This window comes from Pseudomonas sp. P1_A1 (assembly GCF_056406935.1).
The window spans coordinates 149,777-169,315 of sequence record NZ_JBFTZE010000002.1; the positions used below are offsets into that span (position 1 = coordinate 149,777).

The 19,539-nt window shown below is 60.2% G+C and carries 18 protein-coding genes; 9 read left to right on the plus strand and 9 right to left on the minus strand.

The features are described from left to right. The first annotated feature begins 200 nt into the window (after positions 1–200). From hflK (AC1D2Q_RS03600) to cfaB, 5 genes are all read left to right on the plus strand, one after another. Positions 201–2,165: a protease modulator HflK gene (hflK, locus tag AC1D2Q_RS03600; protein WP_430954537.1), complete on the plus strand. Its 1,965-nt coding sequence runs from the start codon at positions 201–203 to the stop codon at positions 2,163–2,165. Further along, positions 2,162–3,214, plus strand: coding sequence for a protease modulator HflC (gene hflC, locus AC1D2Q_RS03605; protein WP_477812279.1), 1,053 nt, complete (start codon positions 2,162–2,164; stop codon positions 3,212–3,214). The genes hflK (AC1D2Q_RS03600) and hflC overlap by 4 nt, the downstream gene beginning before the upstream one ends. Continuing rightward, entirely contained in the window at positions 3,211–4,269 is a 1,059-nt protein-coding gene (hflK, locus tag AC1D2Q_RS03610; protein ID WP_477812280.1) for a protease modulator HflK, read from the plus strand. Before hflC ends, hflK (AC1D2Q_RS03610) begins: the two co-directional genes overlap by 4 nt. Further along, positions 4,266–6,176, plus strand: coding sequence for a cation-translocating P-type ATPase (locus tag AC1D2Q_RS03615; protein WP_477812281.1), 1,911 nt, complete (start codon positions 4,266–4,268; stop codon positions 6,174–6,176). The genes hflK (AC1D2Q_RS03610) and AC1D2Q_RS03615 overlap by 4 nt, the downstream gene beginning before the upstream one ends. 199 nt (positions 6,177–6,375) lie before the next feature. Then, a complete protein-coding gene (gene cfaB, locus AC1D2Q_RS03620) occupies positions 6,376–7,560 on the plus strand; it encodes a C17 cyclopropane fatty acid synthase CfaB (RefSeq protein WP_477812282.1) in 1,185 nt (394 codons plus the stop codon). On the opposite strand, the gene cls is transcribed toward cfaB, so the two are convergent. Continuing rightward, complete coding sequence (gene cls, locus AC1D2Q_RS03625) at positions 7,557–8,996, minus strand: cardiolipin synthase (RefSeq protein WP_477812283.1); 1,440 nt, start codon at positions 8,994–8,996, stop codon at positions 7,557–7,559. The two genes, cfaB and cls, sit on opposite strands and share 4 nt — an antisense overlap. A gap of 132 nt (positions 8,997–9,128) precedes the next feature. Between cls and AC1D2Q_RS03630 the strand changes: the two genes are divergently transcribed. Further along, positions 9,129–9,650, plus strand: coding sequence for a DUF3617 domain-containing protein (locus tag AC1D2Q_RS03630; RefSeq protein ID WP_477812284.1), 522 nt, complete (start codon positions 9,129–9,131; stop codon positions 9,648–9,650). A 78-nt stretch (positions 9,651–9,728) separates the two neighbouring features. Here the strand turns inward: AC1D2Q_RS03630 and AC1D2Q_RS03635 are convergent, their stop codons facing one another. From AC1D2Q_RS03635 to folE2, 7 genes are read right to left on the minus strand one after another with little or no spacing between them, the layout of a single operon-like run. After that, positions 9,729–10,622: a His/Gly/Thr/Pro-type tRNA ligase C-terminal domain-containing protein gene (locus tag AC1D2Q_RS03635; RefSeq protein ID WP_477812285.1), complete on the minus strand. Its 894-nt coding sequence runs from the start codon at positions 10,620–10,622 to the stop codon at positions 9,729–9,731. 31 nt (positions 10,623–10,653) lie between these two features. After that, complete coding sequence (locus AC1D2Q_RS03640) at positions 10,654–11,991, minus strand: dihydroorotase (RefSeq protein WP_477812286.1); 1,338 nt, start codon at positions 11,989–11,991, stop codon at positions 10,654–10,656. A 2-nt stretch (positions 11,992–11,993) separates the two neighbouring features. After that, the gene (locus AC1D2Q_RS03645) at positions 11,994–12,554 is read right to left on the minus strand and encodes a gamma carbonic anhydrase family protein (protein ID WP_477812287.1); all 561 of its coding nucleotides are present in this window, start codon (positions 12,552–12,554) and stop codon (positions 11,994–11,996) included. After that, positions 12,551–13,426, minus strand: coding sequence for a metal ABC transporter substrate-binding protein (locus tag AC1D2Q_RS03650; protein WP_477812288.1), 876 nt, complete (start codon positions 13,424–13,426; stop codon positions 12,551–12,553). Before AC1D2Q_RS03650 ends, AC1D2Q_RS03645 begins: the two co-directional genes overlap by 4 nt. An 11-nt stretch (positions 13,427–13,437) precedes the next feature. Continuing rightward, on the minus strand, positions 13,438–14,304 hold the full coding sequence (locus tag AC1D2Q_RS03655; RefSeq protein ID WP_477812289.1) for a metal ABC transporter permease: 867 nt from the start codon (positions 14,302–14,304) through the stop codon (positions 13,438–13,440). Next, on the minus strand, positions 14,304–14,972 hold the full coding sequence (locus AC1D2Q_RS03660; protein ID WP_477812290.1) for a metal ABC transporter ATP-binding protein: 669 nt from the start codon (positions 14,970–14,972) through the stop codon (positions 14,304–14,306). Before AC1D2Q_RS03660 ends, AC1D2Q_RS03655 begins: the two co-directional genes overlap by 1 nt. Continuing rightward, positions 14,969–15,865: a GTP cyclohydrolase FolE2 gene (gene folE2, locus AC1D2Q_RS03665; protein WP_477812291.1), complete on the minus strand. Its 897-nt coding sequence runs from the start codon at positions 15,863–15,865 to the stop codon at positions 14,969–14,971. Before folE2 ends, AC1D2Q_RS03660 begins: the two co-directional genes overlap by 4 nt. A gap of 86 nt (positions 15,866–15,951) precedes the next feature. Here folE2 and AC1D2Q_RS03670 point away from each other — a divergent pair, with 86 nt between their 5' ends. Continuing rightward, positions 15,952–17,160 (plus strand): N-acetylmuramoyl-L-alanine amidase, encoded by a 1,209-nt coding sequence (locus tag AC1D2Q_RS03670; protein ID WP_477812292.1) that lies wholly within the window; start codon positions 15,952–15,954, stop codon positions 17,158–17,160. Here the strand turns inward: AC1D2Q_RS03670 and AC1D2Q_RS03675 are convergent. Beyond that, complete coding sequence (locus AC1D2Q_RS03675; RefSeq protein ID WP_477812293.1) at positions 17,157–17,534, minus strand: glutamine synthetase; 378 nt, start codon at positions 17,532–17,534, stop codon at positions 17,157–17,159. The two genes, AC1D2Q_RS03670 and AC1D2Q_RS03675, sit on opposite strands and share 4 nt — an antisense overlap. Before the next feature lie 143 nt (positions 17,535–17,677). On the opposite strand from AC1D2Q_RS03675, the gene zigA reads away from it, so the two are divergent. Both zigA and AC1D2Q_RS03685 read left to right on the plus strand, forming a co-directional pair. Beyond that, complete coding sequence (gene zigA, locus AC1D2Q_RS03680) at positions 17,678–18,886, plus strand: zinc metallochaperone GTPase ZigA (protein WP_477812294.1); 1,209 nt, start codon at positions 17,678–17,680, stop codon at positions 18,884–18,886. Then, positions 18,886–19,536, plus strand: a complete 651-nt coding sequence (locus tag AC1D2Q_RS03685; protein WP_477812295.1) for a DUF1826 domain-containing protein — start codon at positions 18,886–18,888, stop codon at positions 19,534–19,536. The genes zigA and AC1D2Q_RS03685 overlap by 1 nt, the downstream gene beginning before the upstream one ends. The last annotated feature ends 3 nt before the right edge of the window (positions 19,537–19,539 follow it).

The window sequence follows — 19,539 nt, forward strand, 5'->3', positions numbered from 1 at the left end:
TGGATTGAGAGGGGCGGGATCGATAAAAAGTAGTCTTCAATAAAAAATTACGAACGTAATATGTGCGTTTCTCACCATTTCGGTCAAGGCTTCAGCTTGGCGACAGGTTCAGCGTTTTTAGATAGAACGATTCAGGACGAAAATTTCACCATTTTCGTTATATCGTAACGAATTGTGATGTGAGCAATGGCTGGGGTGGTATGCAAGTCGATCTCGATGGCGATGGAGCACAGATAGCAGGGCTGCCGCGCTTTCAGCAGGCGGTCGTTCAAGGACGTCGATTGCGCCAATGGGCAATCGGTTTGGGTGCCTTGGCGGCCGCAGGGTTGGTGCTGGCGTTTTTTGTCGGGCTGTTTGCACCGCAATCGCTCTGGCCCGCGTTGCTAGTCAATCAGAGCGCCGGTTTGCTGGTGTTGGTCGCCGGTCTGCAGTCGGCCTGGTGGGTAACGCAGTGGCGTGCACGAGCGATGAATCCGGCCGCGTTGGTGCCGGTGGCTATCACTGAAGAAGTGGTTGTCGCCGAAGGTTGGTACGAGCGGTTGCTGGACGGCATCAGTCAGCGTTGGCTGCGTTTGCTGGGGCAGATCGGTGCACCGACGCTCTGGCTTGGTGGCTGGGCGTTGTTGAGTTTGTACAGCATCGAGCAGGTCTGGAACCTCGCTTTGCCACCCGCTGCGTTGGGATTATCGGCCAGTGTCGGCGCGGCGTTGTCGTTGCTGCTGGCGTTCGGTTTGCTGGTACTGGAGCGGCAACTGGCGCAGGAAAATGTCGCCCAATGGCCTGAAGCCGGGTCGTTGGCGCAGCTGGCGCGGGTCGCGATTATTGGCCTGGTGCTCAGCGCCTTGTGTCTGTTGTTCGGTAGCGAAACAGCCGTCTGGCCGGTGCGTCTGGCGGTGCTGATCGGCTTGTTGCCGGGGCTGGTCGCCATCGAGTTGTTGCTGCGCGCCGTGTTGTCACTGTTCAGCCCCCGTCGTGAACAGCTTGAACCGACCTTGCTGGCACGAAGCTTCGTCGCCGATATGTTGCGCTGGCCGCCACAGCCCCTGCTCGCATTGCAGCACGAGTTGCACAATCGCTTCGGTATCGACCTGCGACAAATCTGGGCCTTCACCTACATGCGCCGGGCGTTTTTGCCGGTGCTGGCGGTGGTGGCAATCGTCGGTTGGTCGCTCACTGGCATTCATGAAATACCGCTACAGGGGCGGGGCATCTACGAACGTTTCGGCAAACCGGTGGAAGTGTTTGGGCCCGGTTTGCACGCCGGTTTGCCGTGGCCGCTGGGTCGCGTGCTGAGCGTCGAGAACGGCGTCGTCCATGAGTTGGCCACCAGCGTGGGCGAAGCATCGGCCCCGGTCGCGGCCGAACCTGCCGAAGGCCCGGCACCGGCCATTGCCAATCGCTTGTGGGACGCCAGCCATGTGAATGACAAATCCCAGGTCATTGCCAGCAGCCGTGCCGACAAGCAGAGCTTTCAGATCGTCAACATGGACGTGCGCTTCGTCTATCGCATCGGGCTGAGCGATCAAGCGGCTCTGGCCGCGACGTACAACAGCGCCGACGTGCCGACGCTGATTCGCAGCACCGCCAGCCGGATTCTGGTTCATGACTTCGCCTCAAGAACCCTCGACGGTTTGCTCGGCGAAGACAGGGTAGGGCTCTCTGAAGAAATCGGCCGCGCCGTGCAGGCGGATCTGCAAAAACTCGACAGCGGCGTGGAAATTCTCGCCACGGTGGTCGAGGCCATTCATCCGCCAGCGGGGGCTGCCAATGCCTATCACGGCGTTCAAGCAGCGCAAATTGGCGCCCAGGCATTGATCTCCCGCGAGCGCGGTGCCGCAGCGGAGGCGACCAACCAGGCGCAATTGCAGGCCAGCATCGCTCGCGATCAAGCCACGGCCAGTGCGCATGAGATCAACTCAAGCGCTCAGGCCGCCGACCTGAAATTTGCCGCCGAGCGAAAGGCGTACTCCAGCGCCGGCCAGGCTTTTGTACTGGAGCAATACCTCAGCCAACTGACCCAGGGTCTGGCTAACGCCAAGCTGCTGGTTCTCGATCACCGTCTGGGTGGCAGCAGCAATGCGCCGACCATCGACCTACGTACATTCACGCTGCCGGCTGACCCTGCGCCGTCGCGTAATACCGCTCAGCCAGGAGCCGCCCATTGAGCCAGTCGACGCCTATTCACGATCATCACGATCACGATGACCACGCCGGCCATGATCACGGTCATGGCGGGCATCACCACGGTCATCATCACCACCACCACGGTGATCCACACGAAGCTGGCCCTTTTCCGTGGCGGCGAATGGGCTGGGCGGCGCTGCTGGTGGCCTTTGCCGTTGCGGCGGCAAGCCTTGTGCAAGTGCGCTCGGGGGAGGCCACGGTGATTACGCGCTTTGGCAATCCATCGCGGGTGTTGCTGGAGCCGGGGCTTGGCTGGCGTTGGCCGGCGCCGTTCGAGGCGGCGATCCCGGTGGATCTGCGGCTGCGCACCACCTCCAGCGGTTTGCAGGATGTGGGCACGCGCGACGGTCTGCGCATCATCGTGCAAGCCTACGTGGCCTGGCAGGTACAGGGCGATCCGGACAACGTGCAACGTTTTATGCGGGCCGTGCAGAATCAACCCGATGAAGCCGCGCGGCAGATTCGTACCTTTGTCGGCTCGGCGCTGGAAACCACGGCCAGCAGTTTCGACCTGGCCAACCTGGTGAACACCGACGCCAACCAGGTGCACATCGCCGATTTCGAAGCGCAGCTGCGTCAGCAGATTGATCAGCAGTTGCTCACCACCTATGGCGTGCGAGTGCTGCAAGTCGGTATCGAGCGTTTGACCCTGCCGTCGGTGACGCTCACCGCGACGGTCGATCGTATGCGCGCCGAGCGTGAAACAATCGCCACTGAACGCACAGCTATTGGCAAACGCGAAGCCGCACAAATCCGCTCCGCGGCCGAGCGTGATGCGCGAATCGTGCAAGCCGATGCGACGGTAAAAGCCGCAGACATCGAAGCCCAATCCCGCGTCGAGGCCGCGCAGATTTACGGCCGGGCCTACGCAGGCTCACCGCAGCTCTACAATTTGCTGCGTTCGCTCGACACCTTGGGCACCATCGTCGCACCGGGCACCAAACTGATTTTGCGCACCGATGCGGCGCCTTTCCGGGTGTTGGTTGACGGCCCACCGACGCTCGAAAACAAGTCCGGGTCGCAGCCATGAGTTTGGTTCCACGTGGAACAAATGAATTGAGCAGCCCCTGGATTCAGGCCGGGCGCTTGGCTTTTCTCGCGCTTTACGCCGTGACCGTGCTGGCTGCTTTGGCGTGGGCATTTTCCAATGTGCGGCAGATCGACCCGCAGAATCGTGCCGTGGTGCTGCACTTCGGTGCACTGGATCGCATTCAAAACTCCGGTTTGCTGTTGGCGTGGCCGCGACCGTTTGAGCAGGTGGTTTTGTTGCCGGCAGCGGACCGGGTGATCGAGCGTCGAGTGGAAAATCTGCTGCGCACCGATGCCGCGTTGCAGGCCGACCGGGTGGCGAGCTTCGCCACACCCATCAGCGATGCGCTCGCCGGCTCCGGTTATCTGCTGACCGGTGACGCGGGCATGGTGCAGCTGGATGTGCGGGTGTTCTACAAAGTCACTGAGCCCTATGCCTTCGTTCTTCAGGGTGAGCATGTGTTGCCGGCTCTGGATCGACTGGTGACGCGCAGTGCCGTGGCACTCACCGCGGCGCGAGACCTGGACACCATTCTGGTGGCTCGACCGGAACTGATCGGTGCCGACAATCAGGCTGCCGAACGTCGCGAACGTCTGCGCGGCGATCTGGTGCGAGGCATCAATCAACGCTTGGCCGAGCTGACGGCGACCGGGCAGGGCTTGGGTATCGAAGTGGCGCGGGTCGATGTGCAGTCGAGTCTGCCCGGCCCGGCGGTGAGCGCGTTCAACGCCGTGTTAACTGCCAGCCAGCAAGCTGACAAGGCAGTGGCCAATGCGCGCACGGAAGCCGAGAAGCTGACTCAGTCCGCCAACGAACAAGCCGACCGCACGCTGCAAGTGGCTCACGCCCAGGCCAGCGAACGCCTGGCCAAAGCCTCCACCGACACCGCCACAGTATTAAGCCTGGCCCAGGCACAACAGCAGGGCACCGACCCGCAAATGCTGCTGCGTATTTACCGTGAGCGGATGCCAAAGATTCTCGGCCAGGCCGGTTCGGTGACGACGGTCGATCCGAAAGACGATTCCCGCCTGATCATTCAGGGAGCTGCACAATGACTGCCCAAACCGCCGCCGCGCCGAGCATGTTGTCCTCGGCTGAACAACGTAGCGCCGCGCGCCAGTTGACCCTGGCCATGCTTGCACTGGGCTTGCTTGCGCTCGGCCTGATCTGGCGCTGGTCGTTGCCGGAACAGACCGGGGTCAGCCAATTGCTGCTGGGTTTTGCTTCGTTGCTGGTGGCCGTGCCGGTCATGCGTTCGGCGTGGTACAGCCTGCGTTATCCGAGCCTGCACGGGATCACCGATCAGTTGATTGCCCTGGCCATGCTCGGCGCTTGGGCCACTGGCGATCTGCTGACTGCGGCACTGCTGCCGATCATCATGATCTTCGGCCATGTGCTGGAAGAGCGCAGCGTGATCGGCTCACAGGAAGCGATTCATGCCCTCGGCAAACTGACCCGCAGCCATGCGCGCAAGATTCAGGCTGACGGCGCTGTCGTTGAAGTCGATAACGGCACACTCAAGGCCGGCGACCTGGTGGAGGTGCGTGCGGGTGATCGCGTGCCGGCCGATGGCCGGGTGTTGTCCGGTCAGGCGAGCCTCGACACTGCATCGATCACCGGTGAGTCGGTGCCCATAGAAGCCTTTGTGGGCATGCCGGTGTTCGGCGGAGCGATCAACCTTGATGGCCTGTTGCGCATTGAAGTGACCCGCACCGGTCACGAGTCGACACTGGGCAAAGTCATCGCACTGATGCAAAACGCCGAACGTTCCAAGCCGCCGATCACCCGTTTGCTCGAACGCTACGCCGGCAGCTACATGGTGCTGGTGTTGTTGCTGGCCGCCGTGACCTGGTTCGTCACCAACGATGCCCAGGCGATGCTGGCGGTGTTGGTGGCGGCCTGTCCTTGCGCGCTGGTGTTGTCTGCACCGGCTACGGCGATTGCCGGGGTGGCGGTGGCGGCCCGGCATGGAATTCTGATTCGCAGTTCGGCGTTCCTCGAGGAATTGGCTGACCTGACGTCGTTGGTGGTCGACAAGACCGGAACCCTGACGTTCGGCACCTTGCGCCTGCAATCGATCGACAGTCCGCTGGAGGACCGCAGTCACGTACTGAAACTCGCTGCCAGCCTTGGCTCTGCCAGCAGCCACCCGGTCAGCCGCGCGTTGGCCGGGTTGGTCACTCAGGAACATTTTCTGCTGCTCTCTGACATTCGCGAGCGTCAGGGGTTGGGTGTCGTGGCGATGACGGAGCAGGGCGAAGCGGCTCTCGGTCGTCCGGAGCTGTTCGCGCAATTGGGCATCGTCACCTCAGCTGTTCCCGAACACGATGGCCCGATTGCCGGGCTGGCCCTCGACGGTGAATTTCTCGCCTGGCTGTTGCTCGCCGACAGCGTCAAACCTGAGGCACGGTTTGCCCTGAGCGAGTTGCGTGAACTTGGCCTGGGTCGTCAGTTGTTGCTGACCGGGGATCGACAAAGCGTGGCTCATACGCTGGCCCGGGATGTGGGCATCAGCGATGTCGAAGCCCAGGCCTTGCCCGAGGACAAACTCAATCGCGTGTTGAAAGAAATCGGCAGCGGTTTCCGGCCGATGGTGGTGGGAGACGGCATCAACGATTCCCTGGCGCTGAAGGCCGGTGTGGTCGGCGTGGCCATGGGCGCGGGCGGCGCGGACATCGCGCTGGCCTCGGCCGATATCGTACTGATCGGCAGCGACCTGCGCCGGCTCGGAACCTGTGTGCGCCTGAGTCGCCAATGCCGGCAGACTTTACAGGTGAACGTAATCATCGGTCTGGGCTGGACCTTGGCGATTGTCGCCTTTGCCGCATTCGGCTGGCTTGGCGTGGCGGGGGCGATGATTGCCGCACTGTTGCACAACTTGAGTACGTTATTGGTGCTCGGTAATGCCGGACGTTTGCTACGCTTTCAGGAACCCCTACTCAAGCTTAAGGATGAGGTGTGAGCGTCTACAACTTTTCAGAACTGTGTGCCGGATTTGTAGTCATCTAGGGTAAGGCGGTCATTTTCAACGATCGCCCGTTGGATGGTTTCAGTGTTGCAGGCAACACCGGGAATAGAAAAAGGCTATTAATTCGATAGCCTGCTATTTTTCAAGGATGGTCTACCCTCAGATTTGACGTCTGAAACAAGGGGGACTTTTCATGCTCGCGCAACTTCCACCGGCCTTACAGAATCTGCAGTTACCGCTTCGCTTGCGACTCTGGGACGGTCATGAGTTCAATCTGGGGCCGGCGCCCAGTGTCACCATCGTGGTCAAGGACCCACACATGGTTACCCAGTTCACCCATCCCAGCCTCGACGCCCTGGGGACGGCGTTTGTCGAAGGCAAACTGGAGCTGGAAGGCTCCATCAGCGAGGTGATTCGTGTCTGCGATGAATGGAGTCAGGCGCTGATCAGCGAAGACGAAGAGGCGCTACCGGTGCGTTCGGTTCACGACAAGGAAACCGACGCCAAAGCCATCTCCTACCACTACGACCTTTCCAACGAGTTTTATCAGCTGTGGCTCGACAGCGACATGGCGTATTCCTGCGCCTACTTCGAGACCGGCAGTGAAACCCTTGAGCAGGCTCAACAAGCCAAGTTTCGCCACCTGTGCCGCAAGTTACGCTTGCAGCCAGGGGAGTATCTGCTGGATGTCGGTTGCGGCTGGGGCGGGTTGGCGCGGTATGCCGCGCGAGAATTCGGCGCGAAGGTGTTCGGGATCACGCTCAGCCAAGCGCAATTGGATTTGGCTCGTGAGCGGGTAAAAGCCGAAGGACTGGAAGACCAGATCGAACTGCAACTGCTCGACTATCGCGATCTGCCTCAGGACGGGCGTTTCGACAAGGTGGTCAGCGTCGGCATGTTCGAACACGTCGGCCACGCCAATCTGGCCGAATACTGCAAGACCTTGTTCGGCGCGGTGAAAGAGGGCGGTCTGGTGATGAACCACGGGATTACCGCCAAACACACCGACGGTCGTCCGGTCGGGCGCGGTGCTGGTGAGTTCATCGAAAAGTATGTGTTCCCCAACGGCGAACTGCCGCACCTGGCGATGATCTCGGCCGAGATCAGCGAAGCGGGGCTGGAGATTGTCGACGTCGAGAGCCTGCGCCTGCATTACGCGCGGACCCTGGACCACTGGAGCGAACGCCTGGAAGACAATCTGGAAGCCGCGGCCAAACTGGTACCGGAGCAGGCGCTACGGATCTGGCGGTTGTATCTGGCGGGATGTGCCTATGCCTTCGCCAGAGGCTGGATCAACCTGCATCAAATCCTCGCGGTGAAAGCCCATCCCGATGGCAGCCATGAACTGCCATGGACCCGCGACGACATCTACAACTAGAGAATCGGCGAAATAAGCCGGGCGATCCGCATGCCGACCTGTTGCAGGCGGTGGGTCTCCCGGCCTTCTTCTTTGGCGATTTCATGCGCCTGGGCGAAGTCATCGTTGAGCATCTGTTCCACGTCGGCGGCAAATCCGCTGTCGACTGTCAGCAACATCACTTCGAAATTCAGCCGGAACGAACGGTTATCCATATTGGCGCTGCCAATGGCACTGATTTCGCTGTCGATCAGCACCACTTTCTGATGCAAGAATCCAGGTTGGTAACGGAACATACGCACCCCGGCACGTACCGCTTCGAAGGCGTAAAGGCTGGAAGCGGCGTAGACGATCCGGTGATCCGGTCGCGACGGCAACAGGATCCGCACGTCCACACCGCGCAGCACCGCCAGTCGCAACGCGGCGAATACCGCTTCGTCGGGGATGAAGTAAGGGCTGGTGATCCACACGCGTTCCGTCGCCGCATGGATGGCTTCGACGAAGAACAGCGAACAGGTTTCGTAGGAATCCGCCGGGCCGCTGGCCAGTAATTGGCAGAGCACGCCCTCATCTGGATAAACGTCCGGCAGGATCAGCGGGGGCAGCGAGCGGGCTGCCCAGAACCAGTCTTCGGCGAAGGACTCCTGCATGCAGGCCACCACCGGCCCGCGTACTTGCACGTGGGTGTCGCGCCAGGGTGCCAGGGGTGGTTTCTCGCCCATGTACTCGTCGCCGACATTGAGCCCGCCGACAAATCCGACAATCCCGTCGACGACTACGATCTTGCGGTGGTTGCGGAAATTGACCTGAAATCGGTTGAGCCAGCCGCTGCGGGTGGCGAAGGCTTTGACCTCGATGCCGGCATCTCGCAACGGCTGCACATACTCGTGGGGCAGGGAGTGGCTGCCGATACGGTCGTAGAGCAAGTAAATCGCCACGCCCTCGGCGGCTTTCTTCGTCAGCAGGGTGTGCAGGCGTTGGCCGAGGCGGTCATCGTGGATAATGAAAAACTGGATAAGTACCGCTTCACGGGCGTTGCTGATGGCGTAGAAAATTGCATCGAACGTGGCCTGGCCGTCGATCAACAAGCGCACATCATTGTTTGCCAGGCATGGCATGCGCCCCAGCTTCGGCATGGCCCGCAAAGACGCGTATGCGCTGGAGGCACGCGCAGCCAGTGCCTCTTCTACCCAGGGGCGCCAGTTCAGTTCGGAGATGGCCTTGCGCATTTCCTCGTTGGCTTGCCGTCGGGCCTTGATGTAACCATCGAAGGTGCTGCGGCCGAAGACCAGATAAGGGATAAGCGTGAGGTAAGGAATGAACAGCAGTGACAGGGCCCAGGCGATCGAGCCTTGAGCGGTTCGAACGGTCAACACGGCATGGATGGCGGCGATCGAGCCCAGTGTGTGCAACAGTGCGATCAGATAACCGAATACATGCGGTCCAAAATAATCCATGGGGGCTGCCTTGCTCCTGAAGATTCAATGCTTAACAGACCATGTTCCGTGCAGAATGTCGCTATTTAATTGGCTCATGAACCGAAGCCCGTGGCTGACGTCTAACGGCCACTAATGATCAGGAGTTACTCGATGAACGTTCGTCTGCTGGGCTTGGCCATTGCGTTTGGTTTGACACTTCCTGTGGCTGCCCAGGCGCAGATGTTGCAACCGGGTTTGTGGGAAATGACTTCAAGCAACATGAAGGTCGATGACCAGAACCTGCCCGATCTGCAATTGATCCTCGGCCAGATACAGAGTCAGATGACCCCTGCACAGCGCGCGCAGCTGGAGAAGCAGGGCATCACCATGGGCGGTAAAGGGATTCGGGCGTGCCTGACGCCTGAGCAGGTGAAGACCGACAATATCCCTCTGACGGACCCGCAATCGGGCTGCAAGCAGGAAATCACCGAGCGCACCGGTAACCAGTGGAAATTCCGTTTCAGCTGTCCGAAAGCCCAGGGCAGCGGAGTGGCCACTTTTATGAGTGATCGTGAGTTCACCACCAAGGTCAACGGCACCTTCAACGCCACTGGCATACAGCAGAAGGGTAGCCTCGATACTCGCGCTGTGTGGTTGGGCCAGGATTGCGGCACAGTGAAGCCAAGAGCCTAAAAGCATCGCGAGCAGGCTCGCTCCCACAAGGTAATACGCAATACCTGTGGGAGCGGGCTAACCCGCGAAGGCGTCCGCTTAGTCACTTCGAATCTTCGGTTGATGCAACAATTCACACACCGCTTCAATCCCTTTCTCCCCGAAATCCTCCCCGCTGCCACTGCGCATGCTGACAAACCCACCGTCCTTTTCCTTCTCTCCGACCACCAACAGGTATGGCACTTTCTGGCTGTGCTGGCGAATCTTGCGGCTGATTTTCTCGTTGCGCAGGTCCGAATTGGCGCGCAGTCCACGACGGCGCAGCGCTTCGGTCACCGAGTGCGCATAATCGCTCTGACGCTCATCGATATTCACAACCACGACCTGGGGTGGCGCTCGCCAGGTGTCCAGTTCCTGTTGGCTGGACCAACACGTGCCATAGATTCGTTGCTGCAACGTGCCGCTGATGTGGTCCAGTGCAAAGGCCTGCAACACCTTGGTGGTGGGAACATGCGGGCCTGCCGCGAAACCCTCGCAGTCCCCCAGACGATACAGCGATAGCCTTTCGGTTGGCGTTTGCTCCCGCCGGCGGATCGAATGGTTGGTTGCCGCCAATTCGCGCATACGTGCTTCGATCACTGGCAGCGCGGCCAGGGTTAATGATCGCTGGAAAGCAAACTCATAAAAGAAGCCGTCACCCAGCGCCGATCCGGCCCGTAACTGCGCATTTGGATGCAGCTGTTTGACGGCCATGGCCAGCAACAGCGCACAGGAACGGCGAAGGATCTCCAGACCGTCGGGTTCCTGGGACGTGACGATACCGACCCGGGCGTCGCACTCAATCAGGAATCCACAGTCCACCAGCACACCGTCCACCCGACCCGCGACCGCCGCATTAGCCAGGCCGAGGCTGATGCTCGCAGCAACCTCATACACAGACAGCGGCTGGTCATATTCACGCAAGGAGCCGTCAGGCAGGGTGATGTGGATCATGTCGGTGTTCTCGAAGTCTTCCAGACGTGTGTTAGCGCATGAACCGCAGGGGTAAACCCTGGCAGCTGTCATGTAGACGATTGGCGTGCCAGGCAATTTGCCCCGATACGACGGTGGTGCTGACGCTGTGGCGAAAGCAATGCCGGGCGAAGGGTGTCCAGCCACATTGCGAAAGGATGGGTTGCCGGGAAACGGCTACGCCATCGGGCTCGGGTTTGATCAACACCAGGTCGGCCCAATACCCTTCGCGCAGGTAGCCGCGGTCGGGGATGGCAAACAGATCGGCGACCCGGTGACTGGTTTTGGCCACAAGGGTGGTGATCGGCACGATCTCATCAGCCACCAGCTCCAGCAGCGCGGGCAGGGCGTGTTGCACCAACGGCAAACCGGACGGCGCCTGGCTGTAGGGGCGCTGTTTTTCCGCCCAGGTGTGAGGCGCGTGATCGCTACCGATCACGTCCAGTCGATTGCCCGACAATGCGTTGCGCAAGGCGTCGCGGTCGGCCTGGGTCTTGATTGCCGGGTTGCATTTGATCAGGTTGCCGAGGCTCGGGTAGTCGCGGTCATCGAACAGCAAGTGATGCAGGCAAACCTCGGCGGTGATGCGTTTCTGTGCCAGCGGCTTGTCTTCGAACAGCGCCAACTCACGGGCTGTGGTCAAGTGTAAAACGTGCAGCCGGGTGCCATGTTGCCTGGCCAGATCAACGGCCATCGAGGAGGAACGAAAGCATGCTTCGGCATTGCGGATCAGCGGGTGAGCGGTGGGCGGAAGGTGCTCGCCGAACAGCTCTCGCAGCTTCGCCGCATTGGCTTCAATGCTGGGCGTGTGTTCGCAGTGGGCCAACAAAAGGGTCGGCACCTCGGCGAACAATCGCTCAAGAATTCGCGGATCGTCCACCAGCATATTGCCCGTGGAGGCGCCCATGAACACTTTGACCCCGGCCACTTCGCAAGGATTGAGCGCGGCGACGGTATCGAGATTGTCATTGCTCACGCCGAAATGAAAACCGTAATTGGCCACTGAGTGAGTTGCCGCTCGACGCTTCTTGTCTGCCAACGCGGCAAGGGTCAGGGTGGCCGGCGAGGTATTGGGCATGTCCATGAAGCTGGTGATGCCGCCGGCCACCGCCGCCCGGGACTCGGTATGGAAGCTGCCCTTGTCCGGTGCTCCTGGATCACGGAAATGCACTTGGTCATCGATCATGCCTGGCAGTAGCCATTGACCGTCGGCATCGATTTCCACGGCGGCTTTTTCGCCTTCGATGCTGCTGGCGATTTTTACGATGCGACCGTGGCTTACCAGCAGATCACCGTCGAAATCCCGACCTTCGTTCACCAGCCGGGCGTTGCGAATCAGTACGCTGCTCATGGTCAGAACTCGTTCTGCAGGGCTTTGTAGCCGCRCACCAAATCGACGTTGGTGCGCGCTACGTCTTCGGAAAACTCCGAGGCGCTGACGCTGACTGGTGGGAACTGTGACAGGTCGGTGTTTGGGCCGATGCGTGTGGTGGAGGGCACGTAGAAGGCGTCAGGCAAGTCACGACCGTCGACTACCGAGTTGTGCCGCACCACGCAACCGTCGCCCACCGCACAGTTGAACAGCACACTGTTGAAACCGATGAACACGCGATTGCCGACGGTGCAGGGGCCATGGACGATGGAGCGGTGGGCGATGGAACTGAACTCGCCGATGGTCACCGCCGCGCCGGATTTGGAGTGGATCACCACGCCGTCCTGGATGTTCGAATTGGCGCCGATGGTGATTGCTTCCATCTCGCCCGAGTCGTCCACTTCATCGGCGCGAATCACCGCGTAGGGACCGACGAAGACGTTCTCGCCGATCACCACTTTGCCGCAGATGATTGCGGTTTTATCCACGTACGCCGACTCCGCAATCAACGGCAGATCACCTGAAGGATTCTTGCGGATCATGGCTTGCTCAACGCCTCGTACAAGGTGTTGAGGTTGTATTCGAACAACCCGATGAAGGTGCTGGCCGGGCCAGTTGCAGCGAGGGCATCGGAGTACAACGTGCCACCGATATGCGCGCCGCTTTCATCAGCGATTTGCTTGAGCAGGCGCGTGTCCTTGATGTTTTCCATGAACACCGCTTTGACCTTGGCCTGACGGATCTGTGTGATCAGCGCAGCGACTTCGGCGGCCGAAGGTTCGCGTTCGGTGGACAGACCTTGAGGCGCCATGAAGTCGATGCCATAAGCCTGACCGAGATAGCCGAAGGCGTCATGGGAGGTGACGATTTTGCGATTGCCCGGCGGCAGCGAACCGAACTTGGCTTTGGCCTCGGCGAGCAAGGTGTAGATCTTTTTCAGATAGGCCTGGCTGTTGTGTTCGTAGTCGGTTTTGTTGGCAGGGTCGGCGGCGATCAGCGCTTTGGTGATGTTGCTGATGTACAACTCGCTGTTGGCCAGATTGTGCCAGGCGTGCGGGTCCGGGATGGTTTCGCCGTCTTCATCCAGCGAGCGCGGAATGACGCCGTGGCTGGCGTTAATGACCGGGGCTTTGGTTTCGGTGCTGGTCACCAGGCGGTCCAGCCATGGCTCGAAACCCAGCCCGTTCTTGATGATCAGTCTGGTGTTGAGCAATGCCTTTGCATCGTCCGGCGTCGGTTCGTAGGTGTGGGCATCGGCGTCCGGACCGACCATGTTGGTGATCTGAATATGGTCGCCGCCGACCTGATGGGTCATGTCGGCGAGGATGCTGAAGCTGGTGATCACCTGGAGTTTTTCCGCGGCAGACAGCGACATCGACAGCATCAGACTGAATAGCACGAGTAAAGCGCGCATCGGGTTACACCTCATGGGGATGTGAGCAAAGGCGGGCGGCGCAGCAAACCGTGTACCGGACCGAACACCACGGACAGCAGATACCAACCGCCAGCCACCAGCATGATTGCCGGGCCGCTGGGCAGCGAGTAGTAGAACGACAGCAACAATCCGAGCCAGACCGAGAGGCTGCCGAGCAACGCGGCGATGATGATCAGCACCGGCAAACGACGACTCCAGAAGCGAGAAGCGGCGGCCGGCAGCATCATCAAACCGACCACCATCAGCGCGCCGATAGCCTGGAAACCGATCACCAGGTTCAGCACCACCAACGTCAGAAATACCCCGTGAGCCAGCGGCCCGAGGCGGCTGACGGTTTGCAGAAAGAGCGGGTCGAGGGTGTCCAGCAACAGTGGTTTGTAGATCAGGGCCATGGCGATCAGGCTGAAGCCCGAGACCCAGAGCATGCCGGTCAAGGTCGGGCCATCGACCGCCAGCGCCGAACCGAATAACAGGTGCAACAGGTCCAGCCGCTTGCCGGCGATGCCGAGGATCAGCACGCCGCTGGCCAGCGATATCGGGTAGATCGCGGCCAGGCTCGCGTCCTCCCGCAAGCCGGTGCGACGGGTAATCCAGGCGGCCAGTCCGGCCATGCTCAGGCCGGCACCGAGGCCGCCAATAGTCAGCGCGGGCAGGCTCACCCCTGCGTACCAGAAGCCCAATGCGGCGCCGGGCAAGATGCCGTGAGCCACTGCATCGCCGATCAGACTCATGCGTCGCAGAATCAGAAACACCCCAAGCGGCGCCGTACTACATGCCAGAACAAGGCCACCAAGCAGTGCCCGACGCATGAATACGAATTCGTGAAACGGTTGCCAAAGGTGAGCAGCGGCGATCATCAAGCCACCTGCGTCTGAGGTCGTTGGCGAATCAACTCGGTACTGGGACCGAGGACGCAGCCGCTGCTTTTGATCAGTAGTGCTTGTGGAATCTGTTGGCGCACGGCGGCCAGGTCGTGACACACCACGACCAGGGTCCGACCATCGGCATGCCAGGCGTGGATGTGTTTCCAGAGCAGCGCCTGGCCGAGTTCGTCGAGTGCGGCGTGGGGTTCGTCGAGCAGCAACAAAGGCGCTTCGGCGAGGCTCAGTCGGGCGAGCAGGGCACGCTGCAATTCGCCTCCGGAGAGGGCCATCAACGGGCGATGCTCCAGACCGGTCAGGCACCAGTCTTCCAGCGCAGACTTGAGGCGCTGGCAGCGTATCTCTGGTGCTTGTTTGTTGCCCCAGAAACCGGCAGCCACTAACTCTTGCAGACTGATGGGGAATTGTCGGTCCAGATGTTGTTGCTGAGGCAGGAACGAAAGGCCACCCTTGCGTGGAACATCAAGGACGACGTTGCCGGCCAGTGGCTTTTGCAGGCCGGCGATGACTTTCAGCAGGCTGCTTTTGCCCGACCCGTTGGCGCCGATGACGGCGGTCAGACTCCCCTTGGGTAATTCGAAATCAACCGCTGGAGTGAGCGGCTGACCGGGTGCGCCCCAGCGCAAGGCTTGGCATCGGATCATGCGGCCTCCCAGTTCCAGCGGCTTTCGGCGACGGCATCATGGGCGTGAAGGCTTTCAGCGTGGACGACTCGCACGTGAAAGGCGTTGATGCCCGGGGAGCGTTTCAGGGCCAGGTTCAGGCGTCGCGCGGCGTCTTCACAGAACATCAGGTTCTGACCGTTGGCGAGGGCGAAAGCTTGTTCGTCGGCGCGTTTCACGGCGGTTTGCACAGCAGTGCCGAGGGCTGCTTCCGCGTCGTTGATCGCGGCGATTAGCGGCAGGTCATCCAGATAGTCATCCAGACGCAGCTGCAATTGTGCATTGCTGCGTTGGCTATGCGGCGTCGCGATGATGCCTTTCGTGGAACCGAGCCAAGCCAGAACGTCTGCGTGTTGCAATGGCCGATTGGCGAAGTCATCAACGAATTGCTGCTGAATCAACTGCCTCGAGAGGGCTGCTGAGCACGGACAGGTTGAGGAATATGGAACGTCGATTTTTAGTTCCACGTGGAACATCGCGTTTTTCAGACTCGCTTCGATGCTCACTGGATAGGTTTTCCAGCCGGCCAACGGACTGACGAGCGCGGGTCTTTTGAGCAGAAGTTCGGTGTGAATTTTTAGGTAAGCGTTGTGGGAAAGTCCTTCATGAGTCTCGAGAAAACTCAGCAAGACTCGCCGCAACAACGCGGGTGAAAGGTTTTCCTGCTCAAGCATTTCCAGCGCCAGGTACAGCCGCGACATATGGATGCCACGCGCCTCTCCATCGTCGAGGCTAACGCCAGCGTCGGCCTTTGCACTCAATCGCTGGCCATCGAACAAAACAGGAAGAGCAATACCGCACATGCCCACCCAATCGAGTGGCAGGGCTTGGCGTGAGGCCTGCGCGGCGATATCCGGCAGAGTCAGCGCATTCATGAGCAGGTCCATCGTGGGAGTTGATTTGGCATGTTATATTATAACAATCAAATCGACGATGCCTTTTTCGTGAACGAGTTTTCATCATGCACAGACGTCACCTGCTCAACCTGATTCTGGCCAGCGCAGCCTTTGCGTTACCTTTTGGTGTGTCGGCCACGCAAATTCGCAATGCACGACTGTGGCGTTCGGACGACAAGCTGCGACTGGTGTTCGATCTGAGCGGACCGGTGCAATACAAAACCTTTTCCCTGAGTGCTCCGGAGCGGCTGATCATCGATCTGAGTGGCGCCAACTTCAGTGGCGACTTCAGTCAGTTGGCGCTCGACAACTCGGTGATTCGCGCGATCCGTTCCGGGCATTTCGGTCAGGGTGACACGCGGATCGTCCTCGACCTCAGCGGCCCGGTGCAGCTCAACAGTTTCCTGCTGCCGCCACAGGATGGGCAGGGGCACCGATTGGTGCTTGATCTGAAGGCCATTGCACCGCTACAGATCGCGGCGGCGCCGTCGGAAAAACGCGAACCCATCACCGACAAGGCTCACCCCAAGCGCGACATCATTGTGGTGGTCGACCCTGGTCACGGCGGCAAAGACCCGGGCGCGGTCGGCGCCAAAGGCGAGCGGGAGAAAGACGTGGTGCTATCGATCGCCCAGTTGCTGGCCAAGCGGCTGAAGCGTGAAAAGGGCTTCGACGTGAAACTGGTGCGCAACGACGACTTTTTCGTCCCACTGCGCAAGCGCGTGGAGATCGCCCGCAAGCACAAGGCCGATATGTTCATTTCGGTCCATGCGGACGCGGCACCGCGTCTCACGGCTTCAGGTGCGTCGGTGTACTGCCTGTCCGAAGGCGGCGCGACCTCGGCCACGGCGCGCTTCATGGCGCAACGGGAGAACGGCGCGGACCTGTTGGGCGCCACCAGCCTGCTCAATCTCAAGGACAAGGATCCGATGCTCGCCGGGGTGATTCTCGACATGTCGATGAACGCCACCATCGCCGCCAGTTTGCAGTTGGGCAACACGGTGCTCGGCAGTCTGGCGGGCATTACCACGCTGCATCAGAAGCGTGTGGAACAGGCGGGTTTCGCCGTGTTGAAGTCGCCGGATGTGCCCTCGATTCTGGTGGAAACCGGCTTCATCTCGAACGCCCGCGACAGCCAGCGACTGGTGACAGCGCGGTATCAGCAGGCGGTGGCGGATGGTTTATTCGATGGCTTGCAGCGCTATTTCCAGAAAAATCCGCCGATGAACAGCTACATCGCCTGGCAGCAGGAGCAGAAAAAGGCACAGGCCTAGCAACCGGTCATCCGGCTACAGGTGAACTTCGCGCTGCTGCCCCCGGAGCTGGAGAACCGATTGATGGTTGTCCAGCCAACCCGGCGGTTGTAGCCGACCCACGCTTCGCCATCGGACGCGAGGCCGGTAAAGAACGTCAGTTGCCCATAACGGCTATTGGTCTGCGCCCAATAGCGTTTACCGGCCACTTCAAAGCCGCGCAAGTAGATCGTGCTACCGACGGTGTTAACGCTGTAGGCATTGCCGTCGGCATCCACGCAGGCCAGCAGATTGGCGCTGCGGGTGCATTTGGCCAGGCTGGGGATTTGTCCCCAGGCATTGACCGCGATCAGCAGCGAAAGGCTCAGCAGCGAGAATCTCAGGACGTTTCCCATGGCATTTCTCAAGGGGAGGACGGGTTAAAGCATCGTGCCCTTTGTTGTTGTGGGCAAGAGGGGGAGTGGCTTGTTTGTGTTGTTATACTATAACATAAATTAAGCCCGACATTGCGACCGGGCATCCCTGTGAGGAATACCTGATGCCCAATCGTCTCCCCGTGACCGTCCTGTCGGGCTTTCTCGGCGCCGGAAAAAGTACACTGCTGAATTACGTACTACGTAATCGCGATAATCTGCGGGTCGCGGTGATCGTCAACGACATGAGTGAGATCAATATCGATGGCAGTGAAGTTCAGCGCGATGTCAGCCTGAACCGTGCCGAAGAAAAACTCGTGGAAATGAGCAACGGCTGCATTTGCTGCACCTTGCGTGAGGATTTGCTCGAAGAAGTCAGCAAACTCGCCAGGGACGGTCGTTTCGATTATCTGCTGATCGAGTCCACCGGCATTTCCGAGCCGCTGCCCGTGGCGGAAACCTTCACGTTTCGCGATGAAGAAGGGCAGAGCCTGGCCGACATTGCGCGGCTCGACACCATGGTCACCGTGGTCGACGGCATGAACTTCCTGCTCGACTACCAGGCCGCCGAAAGCCTCGCTTCCCGTGGTGAAACCCTGGGCGAGGAGGACGAGCGCTCGATCACTGACCTGTTGATCGAGCAGATCGAATTCGCCGACGTAATTCTGATCAGCAAGATCGATTTGATCAGCAGCCGCGAACGCCAGGAGTTGATCGCGATCCTCGAACGGCTCAATTCCCAGGCCGAAATCATTCCGATGGTCATGGGCGAGGTGCCACTCAAGAAGATCCTCAACACCGGGCGCTTCGACTTCGAAAGAGCCGCTCAGGCGCCGGGATGGTTACAGGAAATGCGCGGTGAACACGTACCGGAAACCGAGGAGTACGGCATTGCCTCCACGGCTTATCGGGCGCGGCGACCGTTTCATCCGCAGCGTTTTTTCAGCTTCATCGATCGCCCGTGGGTGAACGGCAAACTGCTGCGCTCCAAGGGCTTTTTCTGGCTGGCCAGCAAACACATGGATGCCGGCAGCTGGTCCCAGGCTGGCGGCTTGATGCGTCACGGGTTTGCCGGGCGCTGGTGGCGTTTCGTGCCGAAAAACCAGTGGCCGCAAGACGAAGAAAGCACCACCGCGATTATGGAAAACTGGACGGCCGCCACCGGCGATTGCCGGCAGGAACTGGTGTTTATCGGCCAGAACATCGACTTTGCACAACTTACCGCCGAACTTGATAGCTGCCTGCTGACGGATGATGAAATGGCCCTGGGCGTCGAGGGTTGGCGGATGCTGCCCGATCCGTTCGGTCCCTGGTACGAAGAGGCGGCTGCCTGATGCTGGCGCCCAGTCTGAAGCTGCGACCGGTTATTGCTCAGGTTCAAGGTGAAACGCCAAAGGTGCTGACCGGGATTCTGGACGACGGTGTGAACCTCGCCCTTTGGCAACGCCAACTGCCGGCGCATATTGCTGATTTCGGTCGCTTGCTGTTGTCCCTGAACCAGCCGCTGGCGGAGTCGCTGTGCCTGGAAATGCCCAATGATGACGCCCCACCCAATCTCCGCGGTTTAGCCTCAGGCTTCAGCGACCTTGAAGGTTACGAAGGCTTTATCGCCGACGTTTCCTGGCTGGTCAGCGCGTTCGCCTGCCTGTTGGGCGCCCAACGCATCGGCCTGCGCTTGCGGGTGCTGGACAAAGCCATGTGCCCGCGTTTCCACGTCGATCATGTGCCGGTGCGGTTGATCACTACCTACGCAGGGGGCGGCAGCCAATGGCTGAAAGAAGGGGCGATGGATCGCCGCCAATTAGGCAAACCTGACGCCGAATCCCAGGATGATTCGCTGATCCAGCGTATCGCCAGCGGTGAAGTGGCGCTGCTTAAAGGAGAGAAGTGGCACGGCAACGAAGGCTTCGGCCTGATTCACCGTTCGCCGCAGCTGGCGCCGGGCGAGCGTCGTTTGATCCTGACCCTCGACTGGTTGGGCTGACAG